Below are 18556 nucleotides of genomic sequence, written 5' to 3'. Positions count from 1 at the left end.
GCTCCGCCCCGGACCCCGCATCCGAACTTCGTTCGGATCTGCTCAAGCGCCGCAGGGGCTGGGTGAGGCGGCGGCGTGCCAGAGTCGCAGTCAGTGCAAGGCTTGCGGCCTGGATGGCGTCCGACGGGCCCGCTGTCGTCGCCGTCTCAAGCGGTGCCGGGCCTGGTGCAACCCGTAGTTCCGGTACGCCGAAGACCGGGAGCAGGCGGGACGGGCCGCGTCTCAGCATCCACGGGGGCAGCAGGCCGAGCGGGTCGAGGTAGGTCTCATCGCGGAGCAGGCCCCAGTGCAGGCAGGCGCCCGGGCAGTGGAACGGGCCGTTCGCCAGGACGGCGACCACCTCGCCCGCGCTCACCTCGTCGCCCTCGTCCACGACCGCGCGTACCGGCTCATACGTCGTTCGCAGCGGAGGGTCGCCCGAGCCGGTCAGCTCGATGGACAGCACGCCCCGGCCCGCGACCCGGCCCGAGAAGGACACGGTGCCGCCCGCCGCCGCCCGCACAGCCGTGCCGGGTACGGCCGCGAGGTCCACGCCCCGGTGACCGGCTCCGTACGCCGACGCGGGCGGATCCCAGCCACGTACGACCGGGGGCCGGTCGCCGACGGGCCAGGCGCGGTCGCCGTCCGGCACCGGGACGGGAGCAGGGAGGTCCACGGCAGCCCAAGCCGTCGTCCCAGGTCCCAGCAGGACCCCCGCGACAGCTGCGAGCAGCACGGTCACGACTGTGAGCAGCACGGTCACGACGCTCGTCCGCGGCCTCCGCAGTCGTCCGGCGGCCCTCCGGATCAGGTTCTCGTTCATGCCCGGCACGGTCCCAGAACCCCCGGAATCAAGCGGATCTTGGCCATGAACTGTGGATAACCGGCCGCTTGTGGACAGCGGCGTCACCCGGTGCCTTCCGGGTCCCGTACACTTCATGTGGCGATCCGGGTCACCGGGTCGACTTCGCACGCCCCGACTCCGCCACTTCACAGCCGTCGGAGTCAGCGCCCCATCGGTCCCGTACCTCATCGGTATGCGGCAGGGGTGCGTGAGGGCGTCAGGCACATAACCGAGAAAACACAAGGAGTACGGCCATGGCCGTCGTCACGATGCGGGAGCTGCTGGAAAGCGGCGTCCACTTCGGTCACCAGACCCGTCGTTGGAACCCGAAGATGAAGCGCTTCATCTTCACGGAGCGCAACGGCATTTACATCATCGACCTTCTCCAGTCGCTGTCGTACATCGACCGCGCCTACGAGTTCGTCAAGGAGACCGTCGCCCACGGCGGCACGGTCATGTTCGTCGGCACGAAGAAGCAGGCCCAGGAAGCGATCGCCGAGCAGGCGACCCGCGTCGGCATGCCCTACGTGAACCAGCGCTGGCTGGGCGGCATGCTCACCAACTTCTCGACCGTCTACAAGCGTCTGCAGCGCCTCAAGGAGCTCGAGCAGATCGACTTCGACGACGTCGCCGCGTCCGGTCTCACCAAGAAGGAGCTTCTCGTGCTCTCGCGCGAGAAGGCCAAGCTGGAGAAGACCCTCGGTGGTATCCGCGAGATGTCCAAGGTGCCCAGCGCCGTGTGGATCGTGGACACCAAGAAGGAGCACATCGCTGTCGGCGAGGCCCGGAAGCTCAACATCCCGGTCGTCGCGATCCTCGACACGAACTGTGACCCCGACGAGGTCGACTACAAGATCCCGGGCAACGACGACGCGATCCGCTCCGTCACCCTGCTCACCCGCGTGATCGCCGACGCTGTCGCCGAGGGCCTCATCGCCCGCTCCGGTGCCGGCAAGGGCGCCGAGGGTGACAAGGCCGCGGGCGAGCCGCTCGCCGCGTGGGAGCGCGACCTGCTCGAGGGCGAGAAGAAGGCCGACGAGGCTCCGGCCGCTGCTGAGGCCGAGGCCGAGAAGCCGGCCGAGGCTGCTGCTGAGGCCCCCGCTGCCGAGGCCCCCGTCGCCGAGGCTCCGGCCGCTGAGGCCCCCGCCGCCGAGGCCCCGGTCGCCGAGGCCGAGCAGGCCTGACGCCGCACGGTTCCAGGTTCGGTAAGTGACGGCGGGGGCCCCTGGGCCCCCGCCGTTCACCCGTAGACCTTCGTCCAAAGACTTCGAGAAAGATTCACTGAATCATGGCGAACTACACCGCCGCCGACGTCAAGAAGCTCCGTGAGCTCACCGGCGCCGGCATGATGGACTGCAAGAAGGCGCTCGACGAGGCCGAGGGCAACGTCGACAAGGCCGTCGAGGCGCTCCGTATCAAGGGCCAGAAGGGCGTCGCCAAGCGCGAGGGCCGCTCTGCCGAGAACGGTGCCGTCGTCTCCGTCATCGCCGACGACAACACCTCCGGCGTCATCGTCGAGCTGAAGTGCGAGACGGACTTCGTCGCCAAGGGTGACAAGTTCCAGGCCGTCGCCAACCAGATCGCCGAGCACGTCGCGAAGACCACCCCGGCCGACATCGAGGCGCTGCTCGCGTCCGAGATCGAGGCGGGCAAGACCGTGCAGGCCTTCGTCGACGAGGCCAACGCCAACCTCGGCGAGAAGATCGTCCTGGACCGCTTCGCGCAGTTCAACGACGGTTTCGTCTTCGCGTACATGCACCGCACGATGCCCGACCTGCCGCCGCAGATCGGTGTCCTCGTCGAGCTGGACAAGGCCGACGCCGCGACCGCCAAGGGCATCGCGCAGCACATCGCCGCCTTCGCGCCGAAGTACCTCACCCGTGAGGACGTTCCGGCCGAGGTCGTCGAGTCCGAGCGCCGCGTCGCCGAGGAGACCACCCGCGCCGAGGGCAAGCCGGAGGCCGCGCTCCCGAAGATCGTCGAGGGTCGCGTCAACGGCTTCTTCAAGGAGGCCACCCTCCTGGGGCAGCCTTACGCGCTCGACAACAAGAAGTCCGTCGAGAAGGTCCTGGCCGAGGCCGGTGTCACCCTGAAGCGCTTCTCGCGCATCAAGGTCGGCATCTGAGTCCGTACCGCGACCGACGGTAGACCCCGATAGGGTCGACGGCAGTCGCCCCGCCCACGCCTCGTGCGGGCGTGCGGACGACTGCAGATCTGACGAGGAGGCCATTGCCGCGCAGGGATTCAACACCCCCCGGCAATGGCCTTCTTGTATGTGCACCATGGAATGTGCACCACGGCACCACTAGGGAGAAATTCCATGCCCCATGCCGATGACGGCAAGAAGTCCGGCCGCTTTCTGCTGAAGCTCTCCGGTGAGGCGTTCGCCGGCGGCGGCGGCCTCGGCGTCGACCCCGACGTGGTGCACGCCATCGCCCGCGAGATCGCCGCGGTCGTCCGCGACGGCTTCGAGATCGCGGTCGTCATCGGCGGCGGCAACTTCTTCCGCGGCGCCGAACTGCAGCAGCGCGGCATGGACCGGGCCCGCTCCGACTACATGGGCATGCTCGGCACCGTCATGAACTGCCTTGCCCTGCAGGACTTCCTGGAGAAGGAAGGCATCGACTCCCGCGTCCAGACCGCCATCACCATGGGCCAGGTCGCGGAGCCGTACATCCCGCTGCGCGCCGTGCGTCACCTGGAGAAGGGCCGTGTGGTCATCTTCGGTGCCGGTATGGGCATGCCGTACTTCTCCACCGACACCACCGCCGCACAGCGCGCCCTCGAGATCGACGCCGAGGCCATGCTGATGGGCAAGAACGGTGTCGACGGGGTCTACGACTCCGACCCCAACAAGAACCCCGACGCGGTCAAGTTCGACGCTCTCGAGTACGGAGAGGTCATCACGCGTGACCTCAAGGTCGCCGATATGACTGCGATCACCCTGTGCCGGGACAACAAGCTGCCGATTCTCGTCTTCGAGCTCATTACGGCGGGCAATATCGCTCGCGCGGTCAAGGGTGAGAAGATCGGCACGCTCGTGAGCGACCAGGGCACTCGGAGCTGACCTCCTTGGTTCCGGACCGGTCCCCGCGTACGTAGCGGGGATGGACAAAGCCCTGCCGGTCGGACACCGTGCAGGAAAGAGACGGACTTAGCCGGCCGCCCCCGTGCATGCCGGGCCACTCAAGACACGCAGGAGCAAGTGGTGATCGAAGAGACCCTCCTCGAGGCCGAGGAGAAGATGGAGAAGGCCGTCCTGGTCGCCAAGGACGACTTCGCCGCGATCCGCACCGGGCGTGCGCACCCGGCGATGTTCAACAAGATCGTGGCCGACTACTACGGCGCCCTCACGCCCATCAACCAGCTGGCGTCGTTCTCGGTGCCGGAGCCGCGGATGGCTGTGGTGACCCCGTTCGACAAGAGCGCGCTGCGCAACATCGAGCAGGCGATCCGCGACTCGGACCTGGGCGTCAACCCGAGCAACGACGGCAATATCATCCGGGTGGTCTTCCCGGAGCTCACCGAAGAGCGCCGCCGCGAGTTCATCAAGGTCGCCAAGAGCAAGGCCGAGGACTCGAAGGTCTCGATCCGCGCCGTGCGCCGCAAGGCCATGGACACCATCCACAAGGCCGTCAAGGACGGCGACGTCGGCGAGGACGAGGGCCGTCGCGCCGAGAAGGAGCTCGACGACACCACCTCCAAGTACGTCGCACAGGTGGACGAGCTGCTCAAGCACAAGGAAGCCGAGCTGCTCGAGGTCTGATGAACGACTCTTCCTGGGGGGCTCCGCCGCAGGCCGGCTATTGGGGACCGCCCGAGATGGGCCCTGTCCAGGGGCGCCCGGAGGCGGGTCCTGCCTACGATGAGCCGGAAGTCCAGCAGACCCGGCCCATGCCTGTCGTACCGGATGTCACTGATGTGCAGACGGCTGCCGGCGCGGACCAGGACCAGTACGGAACGGGGGCCACTCGGCTGAGCGGCCCCCTGTTCCGCGACGAGATGCCACAGGAGCCCATGCCCAGCGCCGCCCCCTCGCCCTCGGGTGAGCCTTCCGAGCCGCCGCGGCACGCGGCGCCGCAGGCCGGGGACCAGGGCGCGCAGCAGGCCTGGGACCAGGGTGCGCCGCTCGCCGGCGTCCCTTCGGCACCACCGGCCGCACCCGCCGCCGCACCCCAGAAGAAGCGGGCCGGCCGGGATCTGCGGGCGGCCATAGGGGTCGGTGTCGGGCTCGGTGCGGTGATCATCGCGTCGCTCTTCATCGTCAAGGCGGTCTTCATCGGCGTGATAGCGATCGCCGTCGTGGTCGGCCTGTGGGAGCTCACGGCGCGGCTGCAGGAGCGCAAGCAGATCAAGGCGCCGCTGGTGCCGCTCGCCGTCGGCGGTGCGGCCATGGTCGTCGCCGGATACGTCCGCGGGGCCGAGGGCGCCTGGGTCGCGATGGCCCTGACCGCGCTCGCGGTCCTGGTCTGGCGGATGACCGAGCCGCCCGAGGGCTATCTCAAGGACGTCACGGCCGGGGTGTTCGCGGCGTTCTACGTGCCGTTCCTCGCGACCTTCGTCGCCTTGATGCTCACGGCGGACGACGGTCCGCAGCGCGTGCTGACCTTCCTGCTCCTGACGGTGGTCAGCGACACCGGTGCGTACGCGGTCGGCTGGCGCTTCGGCAAGCACAAGCTCGCGCCGCGCATCAGCCCCGGCAAGACCCGTGAGGGGCTGCTCGGTGCGGTCTCGTTCGCGATGGTCGCGGGTGCGCTGTGCATGCAGTTCCTGATCGACGACGGGACCTGGTGGCAGGGTTTGCTGCTCGGTCTCGCGGTCGCGGCGAGTGCGACGCTCGGTGACCTCGGTGAGTCGATGATCAAGCGCGATCTCGGCATCAAGGACATGGGCACGCTGCTTCCGGGCCACGGCGGGATCATGGACCGGCTCGACTCGCTGCTGCCGACCGCTCCGGTGGTCTGGCTGCTGTTCGTCGTCTTCGTCGGCACCGGCTGACCTGCGTTTTCGTACGAAGAGGGGCTTGTCCACAGGGTGGCGAGCCCCTTTTCGTATGTCCGGAGGTAACGGGGGTTGGTATGCGGTGGGTGTTCCGGTGTAGGTTCCCGCTCTACAATCGAACACATGTGCGACACTGAGTCTTCTCGCCAGGCTGTCCCGATAGTCGTGCACCCGCCGCTGGGTACGGGAGGCCGACGTGTCGCCGTACGCGGACAGATGCTCGGCCTCGCGCACTCCGACGCAGATGTGATCGAGTTCCTGCGCCGCACCGGGCTCCCCGAAGCTGAACGGCTCCTCGATGATGAGGCGTGGGTGACGTGGCGTGGCGGGAGGGCGCATCACTACGGCGCGGCGTGAAAAGTTGGAGGGTGGCCGCGTCCAACGGCGTCCAACGGTGACCTGCCACGACCATGACGACCGGTGCCGGAGCTCTCGGCGGCAGGTGGTGGCGATCCATCTGCGACACTTGGAGCACCATGCCCAAGCCCGGAGAACTCACTTTCGTCGCCCCCCGCGGAGCCAAGAAGCCGCCGCGGCACCTTGCCGATCTGTCGCCCGCCGAGCGCAAGGAGGCCGTGGCCGCCGTCGGCGAGAAGCCGTTTCGCGCCAAGCAGCTGTCGCAGCACTACTTCGCGCGGTACGCCCATGACCCCGCCGAGTGGACCGACATTCCGGCCGCCGCGCGCGGGAAGCTCCAGGAGGCGCTGCTGCCGGACCTGATGTCCGTCGTTCGGCATATCTCCTGCGATGACGACACCACCCGCAAGACCCTGTGGAAGCTGCACGACGGGACGCTCGTCGAGTCCGTCCTGATGCGCTATCCCGACCGGGTCACCATGTGCATCTCGTCCCAGGCCGGGTGCGGGATGAACTGCCCGTTCTGCGCGACCGGGCAGGCCGGTCTCGACCGGAACCTGTCGACCGCCGAGATCGTGCACCAGATCGTCGACGGCATGCGCGCGCTGCGCGACGGCGAGGTGCCGGGCGGTCCCGCGCGGCTGTCCAACATCGTCTTCATGGGCATGGGCGAGCCGCTCGCCAACTACAACCGCGTGGTCGGCGCCATCCGTCGCCTCACGGACCCGGAGCCGGACGGGCTCGGCCTCAGCCAGCGCGGGATCACCGTCTCCACGGTCGGTCTCGTCCCGGCGATGCTGCGCCTCGCCGACGAGGGCTTCAAGTGCCGTCTCGCCGTCTCGCTGCACGCCCCCGACGACGAGCTGCGCGACACCCTCGTACCCGTCAATACGCGGTGGAAGGTGCGCGAGGTGCTCGACGCCGCGTGGGAGTACGCGGAGAAGTCCGGGCGGCGGATCTCGATCGAGTACGCGCTGATCCGCGACATCAACGACCAGGCCTGGCGCGGTGACCGGCTCGGCCGGCTGCTCAAGGGCAAGCGGGTCCATGTGAACCTGATCCCGCTGAACCCGACGCCCGGCTCCAAGTGGACCGCCTCGCGGCCCGAGGACGAGAAGGCCTTCGTCGAGGCGATCGCCGCGCATGGTGTACCGGTCACCGTCCGGGACACCCGGGGGCAGGAGATCGACGGCGCCTGCGGTCAGCTGGCGGCTTCCGAGCGCTGAGGCCCGTACGGGCGCGAGGCTCGTACAGACGTCCGGCCGCCACCAGGTAGCCTGGCTGAAAACATCTGCATATTCCGACAGGGGAGCGCCACAGCGCTGAGAGTGCGGACGCCTGCATCATGCGAGACAGGCCGCCGCAGACCCTCTGAACCTTGCCCGGGTCATTCCGGGTAGGAAGTTCGGTCACCACTCGAGCTGTTGCGCCCTGCCCGAAAACCCATGAGCGGTTTCCGGGCAGGGCCGCGTCTCTTCCTGGTCACTTCCAGGAGGAATCAGTGAGCAACACCCGCACCATCACGATCACCGCCGTGGCCACCGGCCTCGGCATGGTCGCCCTCGCCGCCTGCGGATCCGGCTCCGGCGGGTCCGGGAGCGGCACGGACGGCGGCTCCAAGACCGTCACGCTCGTCAGCCACGACTCCTTCAACGCCTCCAAGGACGTGCTCGCCGCGTTCGAGAAGGAGTCCGGCTACAAGGTCCAGGTGCTCAAGAGCGGCGACGCCGGGTCGGCCGTCAACAAGGCCGTGCTCTCCAAGGGCAACCCGCAGGGCGATGTCTTCTTCGGCGTGGACAACACGCTGCTGTCGCGCGCTCTCGACAACGGCATCTTCCAGTCGTACGAGGCCAAGGGCCTGGACTCCGTACCCGCCGTGCTTCAGCTCGACAAGGGCGAGCACCGGGTGACGCCGATCGACACCGGCGATATCTGCGTCAACTACGACAAGGCGTACTTCGACAAGAAGAAGCTGGCGCCGCCGCAGTCCTTCGACGATCTGATCAAGCCCGAGTACAAGGACCTTCTCGTCACCGAGAATGCCGCCACTTCCTCGCCCGGTCTCGGCTTCCTGCTCGGCACGGCCGCGCAATACGGGGACGACGGCTGGGAGGGTTACTGGTCCAAGCTGAAGGACAACGGCGTCAAGGTCGTCGACAGCTGGGAGCAGGCGTACAACGAGGAGTTCTCGGGTTCGGCCGGCGGCAAGAAGGCCAAGGCCGACCGGCCGCTCGTGGTCTCGTACGCGTCGAGCCCGCCGGTCGAGGTCCTGTACGCGGAGCCGCAGCCCAAGGAGGCGCCGACCGGGGTCTCCACCGGGACCTGCTTCCAGCAGACCGAGTTCGCCGGGCTCCTGGACGGCGCGAAGAACGAGAAGGGCGGCAAGGCGCTCATCGACTTCCTGATCTCGAAGAAGTTCCAGGAGGACATGCCGCTGCAGATGTTCGTGAACCCGGTGAACGAGGACGCGAAGCTGCCCGAGCTCTTCACCGAGCACGGAGTGAAGGTCGACGACCCGAAGACCATGGACCCCAAGAAGATCGCGGACAACCGTGAGGACTGGGTCAAGTCGTGGCAGTCGCTGGTCGTCAAGTAAGCGCCCGCGCAAGGGATGTGAAGGGCAGCGCGGTCCGGTTCGGTCTGATGGCCGTGCCGGTCGCGTTCTTCGCGCTGTTCTTCGCCTATCCGGTCGCGGCGATCGTCGGTCGGGGCCTGAAGGCCGACGGGGCCTGGCAGTTCGGCCGGTTCGGTGAGGTGCTCGGCGATCCGGGGATCCAGCACGTCCTGTGGTTCACGACCTGGCAGGCGCTCGCGTCGACCGCGCTCACGCTGCTGATCGCGTTGCCGGGTGCGTATGTTTTTGCGCGCTTCGACTTCCCGGGCAAGCAGGTGCTGCGGGCGGTCGTCACCGTGCCGTTCGTGCTGCCCACGGTCGTCGCCGGGTCGGCCTTCCTCGCGCTGCTCGGGCGAGGCGGTCTGCTCGACGAGGCCTGGGGCGTACGGCTCGACACCACGGTGTGGGCGATTCTGCTCGCGCATGTCTTCTTCAACTACGCCGTGGTCGTACGGACCGTCGGCGGCCTGTGGTCGCAGCTCGACCCGCGCCAGGAGGAGGCCGCCCGGATGCTGGGCGCCTCGCGGTTCGCCGCCTGGCGCACCGTGACGCTGCCGGCGCTCGGGCCCGCGGTGGCGGCGGCCGCGCTGATGGTGTTCCTGTTCACGTTCAGCTCGTTCGGGGTGGTGCTGATCCTCGGCGGGCCCGCCTTCTCGACCCTCGAGGTCGAGATCTACCGGCAGACCGCCCAGCTGCTCGCCCTCGACACCGCCGCGGTCCTGACGATGGTGCAGTTCGTGGCGGTCTGCGGGATCCTCGCCGTGCACGCCTGGACCGTGCGGCGCCGCGAGGCCACGCTCACGCTGGTCGATCCGTCGCGCACCTCCCGCAAGCCGCGGGGAGCGGGCCAATGGGCGCTGCTCGCCGGGGTCTTGGGGACGGTGGCGCTGCTGATCGTGCTGCCGCTCGGAGTGCTCGTTCAGCGCAGCTTCGCCACCGCCGAAGGCTTCGGGCTCGGCTACTTCCGCGCGCTGACGTCGGCGGAGGGCGGGGCCTTCCTCGTACCGCCGATCGACGCCGTGTGGAATTCGCTCGAGTACGCGGTCGTCGCCACCGCGATCGCCGTGCTGATCGGCGGACTCGCGGCCGTGGCGCTGACCCGGCGAGCGGGTCGTTTCGTACGGGGCTTCGACGCGCTGCTCATGCTGCCGCTCGGGGTCTCGGCGGTGACGGTCGGGTTCGGGTTCCTGATCACGCTGGACAAGCCGCCGCTCGACCTGCGGGCCTCCTGGATCCTCGTACCGCTGGCGCAGGCGCTGGTCGGGGTGCCTTTCGTCGTACGGACGATGCTGCCCGTGCTTCGGGCGGTGGACGGGCGGCTTCGCGAGGCTGCGGCGGTGCTCGGGGCCTCGCCGTGGCGGGTGTGGCGCGAGGTCGATCTGCCCATGGTGCGCAGGGCGCTGATCATCGCGGCCGGGTTCGCCTTCGCCGTATCGCTCGGCGAGTTCGGGGCGACGGTGTTCATCGCGCGGCCCGACAACCCGACGCTCCCGGTCGCCGTGGCCACGCTGCTCGGCCGGGCCGGTGAGCTCAACTACGGGCAGGCGATGGCCCTTTCGACGCTGCTGATGCTGGTGTGCGCCGCGTCGCTGCTGCTGCTCGAACGGATTCGTACGGACAGGACCGGGGAGTTCTGATGGTCCTGGCAAGGGAGTTCTGATGGCCGTACAGGACGGGACCCTGCTCGCCCTTGAAGGCGCCGGTGTCCGCTTCGGCGGGCACGCGGCGCTCGACGCCGTGGACCTGGAGGTCGCCGAGCACGAGATCGTCTGTGTGCTCGGGCCCAGTGGCAGCGGCAAGTCGACGCTGCTCAGGGTGGTCGCGGGACTGCAGGACCTCGACTCCGGGCGGGTGCTGCTCGGCGGGCGCGACCAGCGCGGGGTGCCCGCGCATCAGCGGGGCGTGGGCCTGATGTTCCAGGACCATCAGCTCTTCCCGCAGCGGGACGTGGGCGGCAACGTGGCCTTCGGGCTGCGGATGCACGGCGCGTCCAAGGCCGAACAAGCCGCCCGTGTGGCCGAGTTGCTCGACCTCGTCGGACTGCCGGGCGCGGGGCGCCGCGCGGTCGGCTCGCTCTCCGGCGGCGAGCAGCAGCGTGTGGCGCTCGCCCGTGCGCTCGCGCCCCGGCCCCGGTTGCTGATGCTGGACGAACCGCTCGGGCAGCTGGACCGCTCCCTCAGGGAGCGCCTTGTGGTCGAACTGCGTGAGCTGTTCGGCGCGTTGGGCACCACCGTGCTCGCCGTCACCCACGACCAGGGCGAGGCGTTCGCGCTCGCGGACCGGGTCGTGGTGATGCGCGACGGGCGGATCGCCCAGTCCGGGGCGCCGCTCGATGTGTGGCAGCGGCCCGCGGACGTCTTCGTGGCGCGCTTCCTCGGCTTCGACAACGTGGTCGAGGCGACGGTCGCAGGTGAGGCGGCCGACACGGTCTGGGGCAAGGTCCCGGTGCCCGCGGACACCCCGCCCGGCCCGTGCGAGCTGCTCATCAGGCCCGCCGGCGTACGTCTGGTGCCCGCCGCCGAGGCCCAGTTGACCTGTACGGTCGCCGCCCGCACCTTCCGTGGTACGCACGTGGCCCTGCACCTCAAGCCGTCGGACGCGCCCCGCCTCGAAGCGGCCTGCGCGCTGCGGGACGCGCCGGAGCCGGGGAGCGAGGTCGGGGTGGCCTTCGAGGCCGGGGAGATCGTGGTGCTCGGTGCGGACGGCTGATCGCGGGGCTCGACGCGGACGGCTGAATCGTCGTGCTCGGCGCGGACCGCTGATCGTGGTGCTCGGCGGCTGACTTCCCGCGCGCTTCGTGCGAGGGGGCAACCTTCCGCGCCCCCGCGGCAACCACAGGGCGGACCGTGCCGCCCGGCACGGGCACCCCCACCTCACGGAGTGCAAGCGCGTATGAGTGAGATCCGCAGCAAGGCCCGGCACCGCAGGCGCAGAACCTTCACGGCGGTCGGCGCGCCGCTCGCGGTCGCCGCGGCCGGCGCCCTCGCCTACGGCGGCGGCCTGTTCGGCTTCGACGGCGCCGGCAAGGCGTCCGCCGTGGCCGCCGCGCCGGCCTGGGCCGACGACACGGCCGACGGCTTCGCGTCCGTCAACTCCCAGGGACAGAACGGCACATACGGCGGGCGCGACGGCAGGACCGTCACCGTGAAGACGCTCGCCGACCTGGAGAAGTACGCCACGGCCCCCGAGCCGTACGTCATCGTCGTCGCCTCGGCGATCAAGATGGACCCCGTCGGCAAGGAGATCAAGGTCGCCTCCGACAAGACGATCGTGGGCGCCGGCACCTCAGGCGAGATCGTCGGCGGCGGCTTCTTCCTCGGCCAGGGCGTGCACAACGTCATCATCAGGAACCTGACGATCCGCGACTCCTACCAGGGCGTCTGGAACGACAAGGAGCACGACTTCGACGCCGTCCAGATGGACGGTGCGCACCATGTCTGGATCGACCACAACGATCTGCGGCACATGGCCGACGGCCTGATCGACGTCCGCAAGGACTCCACGAACATCACCGTCTCCTGGAACAAGCTCGGCGACAACAACAAGGCCTTCGGCATCGGCTGGACCGAGAACCTCGTCACCGACATCACGATCCACCACAACTGGATCCGCGAGACCGAGCAGCGCAACCCTTCGACGGACAACGCCGCGCACGCGCACCTGTACAACAACTGGCTGCAGGACGAGGCCGGTACGCAGATCAAGTCCTCGTACGGGAACTACTCGCGCGGCCGGACCAGGATGGTCCTGGAGAACAGCTACTTCCAGGGCGTCAACAATCCCGTCACCAAGGACTCCACGGCGGCGATCGTGCAGCGCGGCAGCGTCTTCTCGGGGACGAGCGGGCGCAACGAGAGCGGTGGCACGGCCTTCGACCCGAAGACGTTCTACGGGTACACCCTGGACGAGGCCGCGCAGGTGCCGGCCCTGCTCAAGTCGGGGGCGGGGCCGAGGAGTTCGATCGGTACGGCGGCGGACGCGCCGGCGGTGAAGGCCGCCACCACCCTGACCGTCGCCAAGAGCGGCGCCCAGTACAAGACCGTCCAGGCCGCCGTGAACGCCGTCCCGGCGAACAATGCGGCGCGCGTGGTCATCAAGGTCGCCCCCGGCACGTATCGCGAGACCGTGACCGTCCCCGCGGACAAGCCGCACGTGACGATCGTCGGCACCGGCGCCAGCCGTAAGGACACGGTCATCGTCGAGGGCCACGCGGCCGGGATGACCAAGCCGGACGGCTCGGGTACGTACGGGACGCCGGGCAGCGCCACCGTCAGCGTCAAGGCCGACGACACCCAGCTGCGCAACCTCAGCGTGACGAACGACTTCGACGAGGGCGCCAACCAGCACATCACGGGGCACCAGGCGGTCGCCCTGCTGACCATGGCCGACAAGGTCTTCCTCGACTCCCTGATCGTCAGTGGCGACCAGGACACCCTGGAGATGGAGACCGCCGCCAAGGGCAGGCTCGGCCGCGTCTACGTCCGGAACTCCTATGTCGTCGGCAACGTGGACTTCGTCTTCGGACGCGGCACCGCCGTGCTCGGCAAGTCCGTGATCCAGCTCAAGAAGCGCTGGAACGGCCAGTCCGCGGGCTATGTCACCGCGCCCAGCACGGAGGCGAACCGCAAGGGCATCCTCATCGTCAGCTCGAGCATCACCGGCGATGTGACCGACCGGACCTTCCACCTCGGCCGCAACTGGCACCCGGGCGGCGACACCACCGTCGACCCGCAGACCACCGTCCGCAACTCCACACTCAGCGCCGCGATACGGACCGCGCCGTGGACGGACATGGGCGGATTCCCGTGGAAGCAGGACCGGTTCGCCGAGTACCGGAACAGCGGCCCCGGCGCCGGAGCGGCGAGCGCGGACCGGCCGCAACTGACCGACACCCAGGCCACGGGCCAGGAAATCGCCGACTGGCTGGGCGACTGGACGCCGACGGCTCAGTAGACGAGCGAGCGGTCGTACGGGGAGCTCAAGGCCCGTCGTACGACCGCTCGGTGGGCCTCGTCAGCCGGTCACGTCCCGGGCGGTGAGCTGCTGCAGGGCCTGCGCCGCTTCCTCGGCCGAGTCGACGAGGGCGATGCGGGACTCCATCGGGCGCTCCCGTGCGAGGGCTTGGAGAAGGGGCCAGGCCGGGAGTTTCTCGGTCCAGTGGGAGCGGCCGACCAGGACCATCGGGGTCGGTTCGCCGCGGGACTCGTAGTAGTTGGGCGTCGCGTTGTCGAAGATCTCCTGGACCGTGCCGGCCGCGCCGGGCAGGAAGATCACGCCCGCGTTGGAGCGCGCGAGCAGTCCGTCCTCGCGGGTGGCGTTGGCGAAGTACTTCGCGAGGTGGGCGGCGAAGGCGTTCGGCGGCTCGTGTCCGTAGAACCAGGTGGGGATGCCGACCGAGGCGCCGCCGGCCGGCCAGCGCTCGCGCACGGCGAAGGCGGCCTGCGCCCAGTCGGTGATCGACGGGGTGAACGAGGGGGCCTTGGCGAGGAGTTCGAGTGCCTCGTCGAGCATCGCGTCGTCCTGCACGGAGGCGTAGGCACCGAGGTTCGCCGCCTCCATCGCGCCGGGCCCGCCACCGGTGGCGACGGTGAACCCGGCCCGCGCGAGCGTCCGCCCCAGACGGGAGGCGCCCGCGTACTGCTCGGTGCCGCGGGCCATCGCGTGGCCGCCCATCACGCCCACCACCCGGGCGCCGACGAGGAGTTCGTCCAAGGCGTCCGAGATGGAGTCGTCGTGCACCGCGCGCAGCATCGACGCGAAGACGTCGCCGTCGGCCTTGGTCTCCTGGAACCACTGGTACGCGCGGGCGTCGGGCGTCGCCTCGTACGACGAGGCCAGACCCGCGAACAGCTCCTCGGGCGTGTAGAGATGCCCGCGGTACGGGTCGAACGGGAGGCCCGGCACCGGCGGGAACACCAGGGCGCCGGCCGCCCGCACCTTGGCGGCCGCGTCCGGTTCCATCGGGCAGCCGAGGAAGACGGCGCCCTCGGTGTCGGCGGTGAGCAGCGCGAAGGTGCGCTGCGTCAGGTCCACGGCCTGGATGCGGTGGTGGGCGAGCGAGCCCCGGGCCAGGACCGCGTCGAACTCCTCGAGGGTCTCGATCTCGCGGTCGGTCGTGGGCGGCGGGGGCGTGTGGTGGTCGGGCACGTTCGCCAGCTTACGGGCGGGGGGCGCCCGGGGTCCTGTTCCGCCCGGCGTACCGCTCCATGAGCCTGTGGCCCAGATCACACCAGGTTTCTGTCAGGGATCGGGGCGCTGTCCCGCTCAACAAGCAAAGAGCAGGCCGACCAACGGGAGAGCACCCATGAAGCACCGCATCGTCGTCCTCGGCGCCGGCTACGCAGGGGCCTACGCGGCCGGCACCCTGGCCCGCCGGCTGTCCCCGGCGGACACCGAGATCACCGTGGTCAACGCCGAGCCGGACTTCGTGCAGCGGCTGCGTATGCACCAGTTCGCGGCCGGCCGGGACGTCGAGGCCCCGCCGCTCGCCGAGGTCTTCGCGGGTACGGGGATACGGGTGCGCGTGGCCCGGGTGACCGCCATCGACCCCGGGCGGCGCACGGTCGCCCTGGCCTCCCCGGAGGGGCCTGGGGAGCTCACGTACGACTCTCTCTTCTACGCGCTCGGCAGCCGGGTCGCCCACCACGGCGTCCCCGGGGTGGCCGAGCACGCCTTCGACGTGGCGGGCCGGCCCTCGGCGCTGCGGCTGCGCGAGCGTCTTGACGGCCTTGGCGAAGGCGACCGTGTGCTCGTCGTCGGCGACGGTCTCACCGGTATCGAGACGGCCACCGAGATCGCCGAGTCCCGGCCCGGTCTTTCGGTGGCGCTGATCGCCCGCGGCGAGCTGGGCGCGCCGCTGTCCGCCGGCGCCCGGGACCATCTGCGCCGGGCCTGCGACCGGCTCGGCATCACGGTCCTCGAGCACACCCGTATCGAGGCCGTGGAAGCGGAGCGGGTGCTCTGCGCGGACGGCACGGCTCTCACCTCCGACGCCACGGTGTGGACGGCCGGGTTCACGGTCGACTCCCTGGCCGGCGACGCGGGGTTGGAGGTCACCGACGACGGGCGGATCGTCGTCGACAGCACCATGCGGTCCCTCTCGCACCCGGAGGTCTACGCCGCGGGCGACGCCGCGTACGCCATCGGCGACAACGGTCTGCCGCTGCCGATGTCCTGCGCGTCGGCCGGCTTCTCCGGACGGCAGGCGGTCGACGCGATCGTGGCGCGCCTGACCGGCCGTACGATCCCGCGCAGCAAGCTGCCCTACGTGGGCAACCACATCAGCCTCGGGCGGCGGGACGGGATCCTGCAGATGGTCGACGGCGCGGGGGAGGCGAAGCCCAAGCACGTGGGCGGACGGACGGCGGCGCGGATCAAGGCGGGCATCGTGTGGATGTCGTTGTGGGCGACGGCGAACCCGACCTTCGGTCTGCCCCGGCGCAGGCGCCGAGTGGCCGCCGTACCCGGCGAGTTCACGCTCGCCGCGGCCGAGCAGAAGGCCGCCGCCTAGGGTGATCCCCGTGGACAGCACCGTCGACCGCTTCGACACCGGGCGCTTCGAGGCCGGCCGCAGCCGGCTGGCCTCGCTGGCGTACCGCCTGCTCGGCTCCGCCACCGATGCCGAGGACGCCGTCCAGGATGCGTTCCTGCACTGGCAGGCCGCCGACCGGGAGCACATCAGGGTGCCCGAGGCCTGGCTGACGAAGGTCGTCACCAACCTCTGCCTCGACCGGCTCCGTTCGGCCCAGGCCCGCCGGGAACGCACCGCCGGCGCCTGGCTGCCCGAACCGCTCCTCGACGGCGACCCGATGCTGGGCCCCGCCGACACCTTCGAGCAGCGCGAATCGGTCTCGCTGGCGGTGCTGACGCTGATGGAACGGCTGTCGCCGGTCGAACGGGCCGTCTACGTCCTGCGGGAGGCCTTCTCGCACAGCCATGCCGAGATCGCCGAGATCCTCGGCATCAGCGAGTCCGCGAGCCAGCAGCACCTGCACCGGGCGCGGGGCCGTGTCTCCGCCGGACGGCGCCGCGGCGGTCAGGAGACCGATCCCGCGTCGGCCCGCAGAGTCGTCGAGGAGTTCCTCGCCGCCGCGACCTCGGGCCGCACCGACCGCCTCGTGGCACTGCTCACCGACGACGTGACCGCGCTCTCGGACGGCGCGGGCGGCCTGTCCAAGAAGCTGCTGCGGTACGAGACGCGGGAGCGGGTCGCCGCTGTCGTACGGGCCGGATTCAAGCCCACAGACGCGAAACGGCGCTTTGCGGGCGGCACGGCCACCATCCACTACGCGATCCTCAACGGCGCTCCCGCCATCCTTTTCGTGCCGGGCGGCAAGGTCGCCGGTGCGGTGACCTTCGACCTCGTCGACGGACGGATCGAGACGGTACGGGGCATCGCAGCCCCGGATCGCCTCGTGCGCCTCAACGAGTCCTGGCGACGGCACGACGCGGGAGAGCCCTTGATCGCCGAGTGGTGACGACCGCAGAACCGCGCTGTCAGTGCCGTCGATTAGGTTCGCTCCGTTCGGCCCGATCAGCGGGTCACCGGCGACCGGGAGACGCAGTTCATGGCGAAGGCCCAGGTGAAGCCGGCGCTGGGCCGTGAGTTCCACTGGCTCTGGGGCGCCTATGCCGTCAGCATCTTCGGGACCTGGCTGGCCTTCGACGCCTTCGCGTTGATCGCCGTGCTCGTGCTGCACACCGGGCCCGCCGGGGTCTCCGCGCTGGCCGCTGTCGGACCTGCCGTGGCCGCTCTGGTCGCCGTGCCGCTCGGGCCGTGGATGGAGTTCCGGCGCAAGCGGCCCGTGATGATCGGGATGGACGTGGTGCGGTGTGCGGCGCTGCTGACCATTCCGCTCGCGTACGCGCTCGACGCGCTGTCGCTCGTTCAGCTGCTGCTCGTGTCCGTGGTGGTCGGTGCGGCGGACATCGCGTTCACGGCGGCCAGCGGTGCGACCCTCAAAACGCTCGTACCGCGTGATCACCTGCTCGCCGCCAACGGCCGGTTCGAGTCGACCATGTGGACCGCGACCCTGGTCGGGCCGCCGCTGGGCGGTGCCGCCGTGGGCCTGGTCGGTCCTGTGCTCACCGTGGCCGCGAATGCGGTGAGCTTTCTGCTCTCCGCGCTGGGGATCCGGGCCATCGGTGGCTCGGAGGCGGCGCCGGCCCGTCAACAGGACCACCCGCCGGACCGCATCGGCGACGGCTTCCGCTTTCTGCTCGGCCACCGTGAGCTGCGGCCGCTGTTCCTCAACACGGTGCTGGTCAACGCGCTGATCATGACCAGTGCACCGCTGCTCGCCGTCCTCATGCTGGGGCCGCTCGGCTTCGCGCCCTGGCAGTACGGGCTTGCCTTCGCGGTTCCGTGTCTCGGCGGGCTTCTCGGTTCGCGGCTCGCCCGTCGTCTCGTGCCTCGTTTCGGCGAGCGGCGCGTGCTGTTGGGCGCCGGAGTGCTGCGGGTCTGTTGGCCCGTCGGCCTGGCCTTCGTTCACTCCGGTACGAGTGGGCTCGTGCTCGTGATGGTGGTCGAGTTCGGGCTCATCACCTGTGCGGCGGTCTACAGTCCGGTGCTTGCGACTCGGCGGCTCGCCGCTCTGCCCACCGATCACGTCAGCCGTGTCCTGGCCGCCTGGTCGGTGGCCAGTAAGGGGACGACTGCGGTGCTCATCGCGGTGTGGGGCCTGCTTGCTGCGGCGGTCGGGGCGCGTGGGGCTATTGCGGTGGCGGGGGTGCTGTTGCTTCTGACGCCGCTGTTGCTGGGG

Annotated in this window: 16 protein-coding genes; 14 read left to right on the top strand and 2 right to left on the bottom strand. The window is 70.0% G+C overall.

The features are described 5' to 3' along the window. Nucleotides 1-802: murein hydrolase activator EnvC family protein (locus tag G6045_RS28610; protein ID WP_165335023.1), on the bottom strand; the 802-nt coding region annotated here is incomplete at its 3' end. Between the two features lie 275 nt (nucleotides 803-1077). Here G6045_RS28610 and rpsB point away from each other — a divergent pair. From rpsB to G6045_RS28555, 11 genes are all read left to right on the top strand, one after another. Then, entirely contained in the window at nucleotides 1078-2007 is a 930-nt protein-coding gene (gene rpsB / locus G6045_RS28605; protein WP_165335022.1) for a 30S ribosomal protein S2, read from the top strand. Between the two features lie 104 nt (nucleotides 2008-2111). Next, nucleotides 2112-2948, top strand: coding sequence for a translation elongation factor Ts (gene tsf, locus G6045_RS28600; RefSeq protein WP_165335021.1), 837 nt, complete (start codon nucleotides 2112-2114; stop codon nucleotides 2946-2948). A gap of 195 nt (nucleotides 2949-3143) precedes the next feature. Beyond that, nucleotides 3144-3890 carry a UMP kinase gene (pyrH, locus tag G6045_RS28595; RefSeq protein ID WP_165335020.1) on the top strand — a complete coding sequence of 249 codons (747 nt, stop codon included), beginning with the start codon at nucleotides 3144-3146 and terminating at the stop codon, nucleotides 3888-3890. Nucleotides 3891-4031: 141 nt separating this feature from the next. Next, nucleotides 4032-4589: a ribosome recycling factor gene (gene frr, locus G6045_RS28590; RefSeq protein WP_165335019.1), complete on the top strand. Its 558-nt coding sequence runs from the start codon at nucleotides 4032-4034 to the stop codon at nucleotides 4587-4589. Next, on the top strand, nucleotides 4589-5821 hold the full coding sequence (locus G6045_RS28585) for a phosphatidate cytidylyltransferase (protein ID WP_165335018.1): 1233 nt from the start codon (nucleotides 4589-4591) through the stop codon (nucleotides 5819-5821). Before frr ends, G6045_RS28585 begins: the two co-directional genes overlap by 1 nt. A gap of 126 nt (nucleotides 5822-5947) precedes the next feature. After that, nucleotides 5948-6181 carry a hypothetical protein gene (locus G6045_RS41665; RefSeq protein WP_165335017.1) on the top strand — a complete coding sequence of 78 codons (234 nt, stop codon included), beginning with the start codon at nucleotides 5948-5950 and terminating at the stop codon, nucleotides 6179-6181. Nucleotides 6182-6300: 119 nt separating this feature from the next. Continuing rightward, nucleotides 6301-7407: a 23S rRNA (adenine(2503)-C(2))-methyltransferase RlmN gene (gene rlmN / locus G6045_RS28575; protein ID WP_165335016.1), complete on the top strand. Its 1107-nt coding sequence runs from the start codon at nucleotides 6301-6303 to the stop codon at nucleotides 7405-7407. Between the two features lie 275 nt (nucleotides 7408-7682). Further along, on the top strand, nucleotides 7683-8777 hold the full coding sequence (locus tag G6045_RS28570) for a thiamine ABC transporter substrate-binding protein (RefSeq protein WP_165335015.1): 1095 nt from the start codon (nucleotides 7683-7685) through the stop codon (nucleotides 8775-8777). A 47-nt stretch (nucleotides 8778-8824) separates the two neighbouring features. Next, a complete protein-coding gene (locus tag G6045_RS28565; RefSeq protein WP_165335024.1) occupies nucleotides 8825-10432 on the top strand; it encodes an ABC transporter permease in 1608 nt (535 codons plus the stop codon). Between the two features lie 22 nt (nucleotides 10433-10454). After that, nucleotides 10455-11504 carry an ABC transporter ATP-binding protein gene (locus tag G6045_RS28560; RefSeq protein WP_165335014.1) on the top strand — a complete coding sequence of 350 codons (1050 nt, stop codon included), beginning with the start codon at nucleotides 10455-10457 and terminating at the stop codon, nucleotides 11502-11504. A 183-nt stretch (nucleotides 11505-11687) separates the two neighbouring features. Beyond that, nucleotides 11688-13748, top strand: a complete 2061-nt coding sequence (locus G6045_RS28555) for a pectinesterase family protein (protein WP_165335013.1) — start codon at nucleotides 11688-11690, stop codon at nucleotides 13746-13748. 60 nt (nucleotides 13749-13808) lie between these two features. Here G6045_RS28555 and G6045_RS28550 read toward each other — a convergent pair whose 3' ends face one another. Further along, complete coding sequence (locus G6045_RS28550; protein ID WP_165335012.1) at nucleotides 13809-14942, bottom strand: LOG family protein; 1134 nt, start codon at nucleotides 14940-14942, stop codon at nucleotides 13809-13811. Nucleotides 14943-15099: 157 nt separating this feature from the next. Between G6045_RS28550 and G6045_RS28545 the strand changes: the two genes are divergently transcribed. The 3 genes from G6045_RS28545 to G6045_RS28535 all read left to right on the top strand — a co-directional run. Beyond that, complete coding sequence (locus G6045_RS28545) at nucleotides 15100-16305, top strand: NAD(P)/FAD-dependent oxidoreductase (RefSeq protein ID WP_165335011.1); 1206 nt, start codon at nucleotides 15100-15102, stop codon at nucleotides 16303-16305. A gap of 10 nt (nucleotides 16306-16315) precedes the next feature. Beyond that, nucleotides 16316-17272 (top strand): sigma-70 family RNA polymerase sigma factor, encoded by a 957-nt coding sequence (locus G6045_RS28540; RefSeq protein ID WP_328707935.1) that lies wholly within the window; start codon nucleotides 16316-16318, stop codon nucleotides 17270-17272. 90 nt (nucleotides 17273-17362) lie between these two features. Further along, the coding region (locus tag G6045_RS28535) for an MFS transporter (RefSeq protein WP_165335009.1) at nucleotides 17363-18556 on the top strand (1194 nt) is incomplete at its 3' end.

This window comes from Streptomyces mesophilus (genome assembly GCF_011044995.1).
In the GTDB taxonomy this organism is placed as follows: Bacteria; Actinomycetota; Actinomycetes; order Streptomycetales; family Streptomycetaceae; genus Streptomyces; species Streptomyces mesophilus.
This window is presented reverse-complemented; position numbering and strand designations above follow the sequence as displayed.

Excerpts from the sequence above, each read along its gene's own strand:
- G6045_RS28555 (WP_165335013.1), top strand. The coding sequence starts at position 11,688 with ATGAGTGAGATCCGCAGCAAGGCCCGGCACCGCAGGCGCAGAACCTTC.
- rpsB (WP_165335022.1), top strand. The coding sequence starts at position 1,078 with ATGGCCGTCGTCACGATGCGGGAGCTGCTGGAAAGCGGCGTCCACTTC.
- tsf (WP_165335021.1), top strand. The coding sequence starts at position 2,112 with ATGGCGAACTACACCGCCGCCGACGTCAAGAAGCTCCGTGAGCTCACC.
- G6045_RS28560 (WP_165335014.1), top strand. The coding sequence starts at position 10,455 with ATGGCCGTACAGGACGGGACCCTGCTCGCCCTTGAAGGCGCCGGTGTC.
- G6045_RS28565 (WP_165335024.1), top strand. The coding sequence starts at position 8,825 with ATGGCCGTGCCGGTCGCGTTCTTCGCGCTGTTCTTCGCCTATCCGGTC.
- pyrH (WP_165335020.1), top strand. The coding sequence starts at position 3,144 with ATGCCCCATGCCGATGACGGCAAGAAGTCCGGCCGCTTTCTGCTGAAG.
- G6045_RS28545 (WP_165335011.1), top strand. The coding sequence starts at position 15,100 with ATGAAGCACCGCATCGTCGTCCTCGGCGCCGGCTACGCAGGGGCCTAC.
- rlmN (WP_165335016.1), top strand. The coding sequence starts at position 6,301 with ATGCCCAAGCCCGGAGAACTCACTTTCGTCGCCCCCCGCGGAGCCAAG.
- G6045_RS28585 (WP_165335018.1), top strand. The coding sequence starts at position 4,589 with ATGAACGACTCTTCCTGGGGGGCTCCGCCGCAGGCCGGCTATTGGGGA.
- G6045_RS41665 (WP_165335017.1), top strand. The coding sequence starts at position 5,948 with ATGTGCGACACTGAGTCTTCTCGCCAGGCTGTCCCGATAGTCGTGCAC.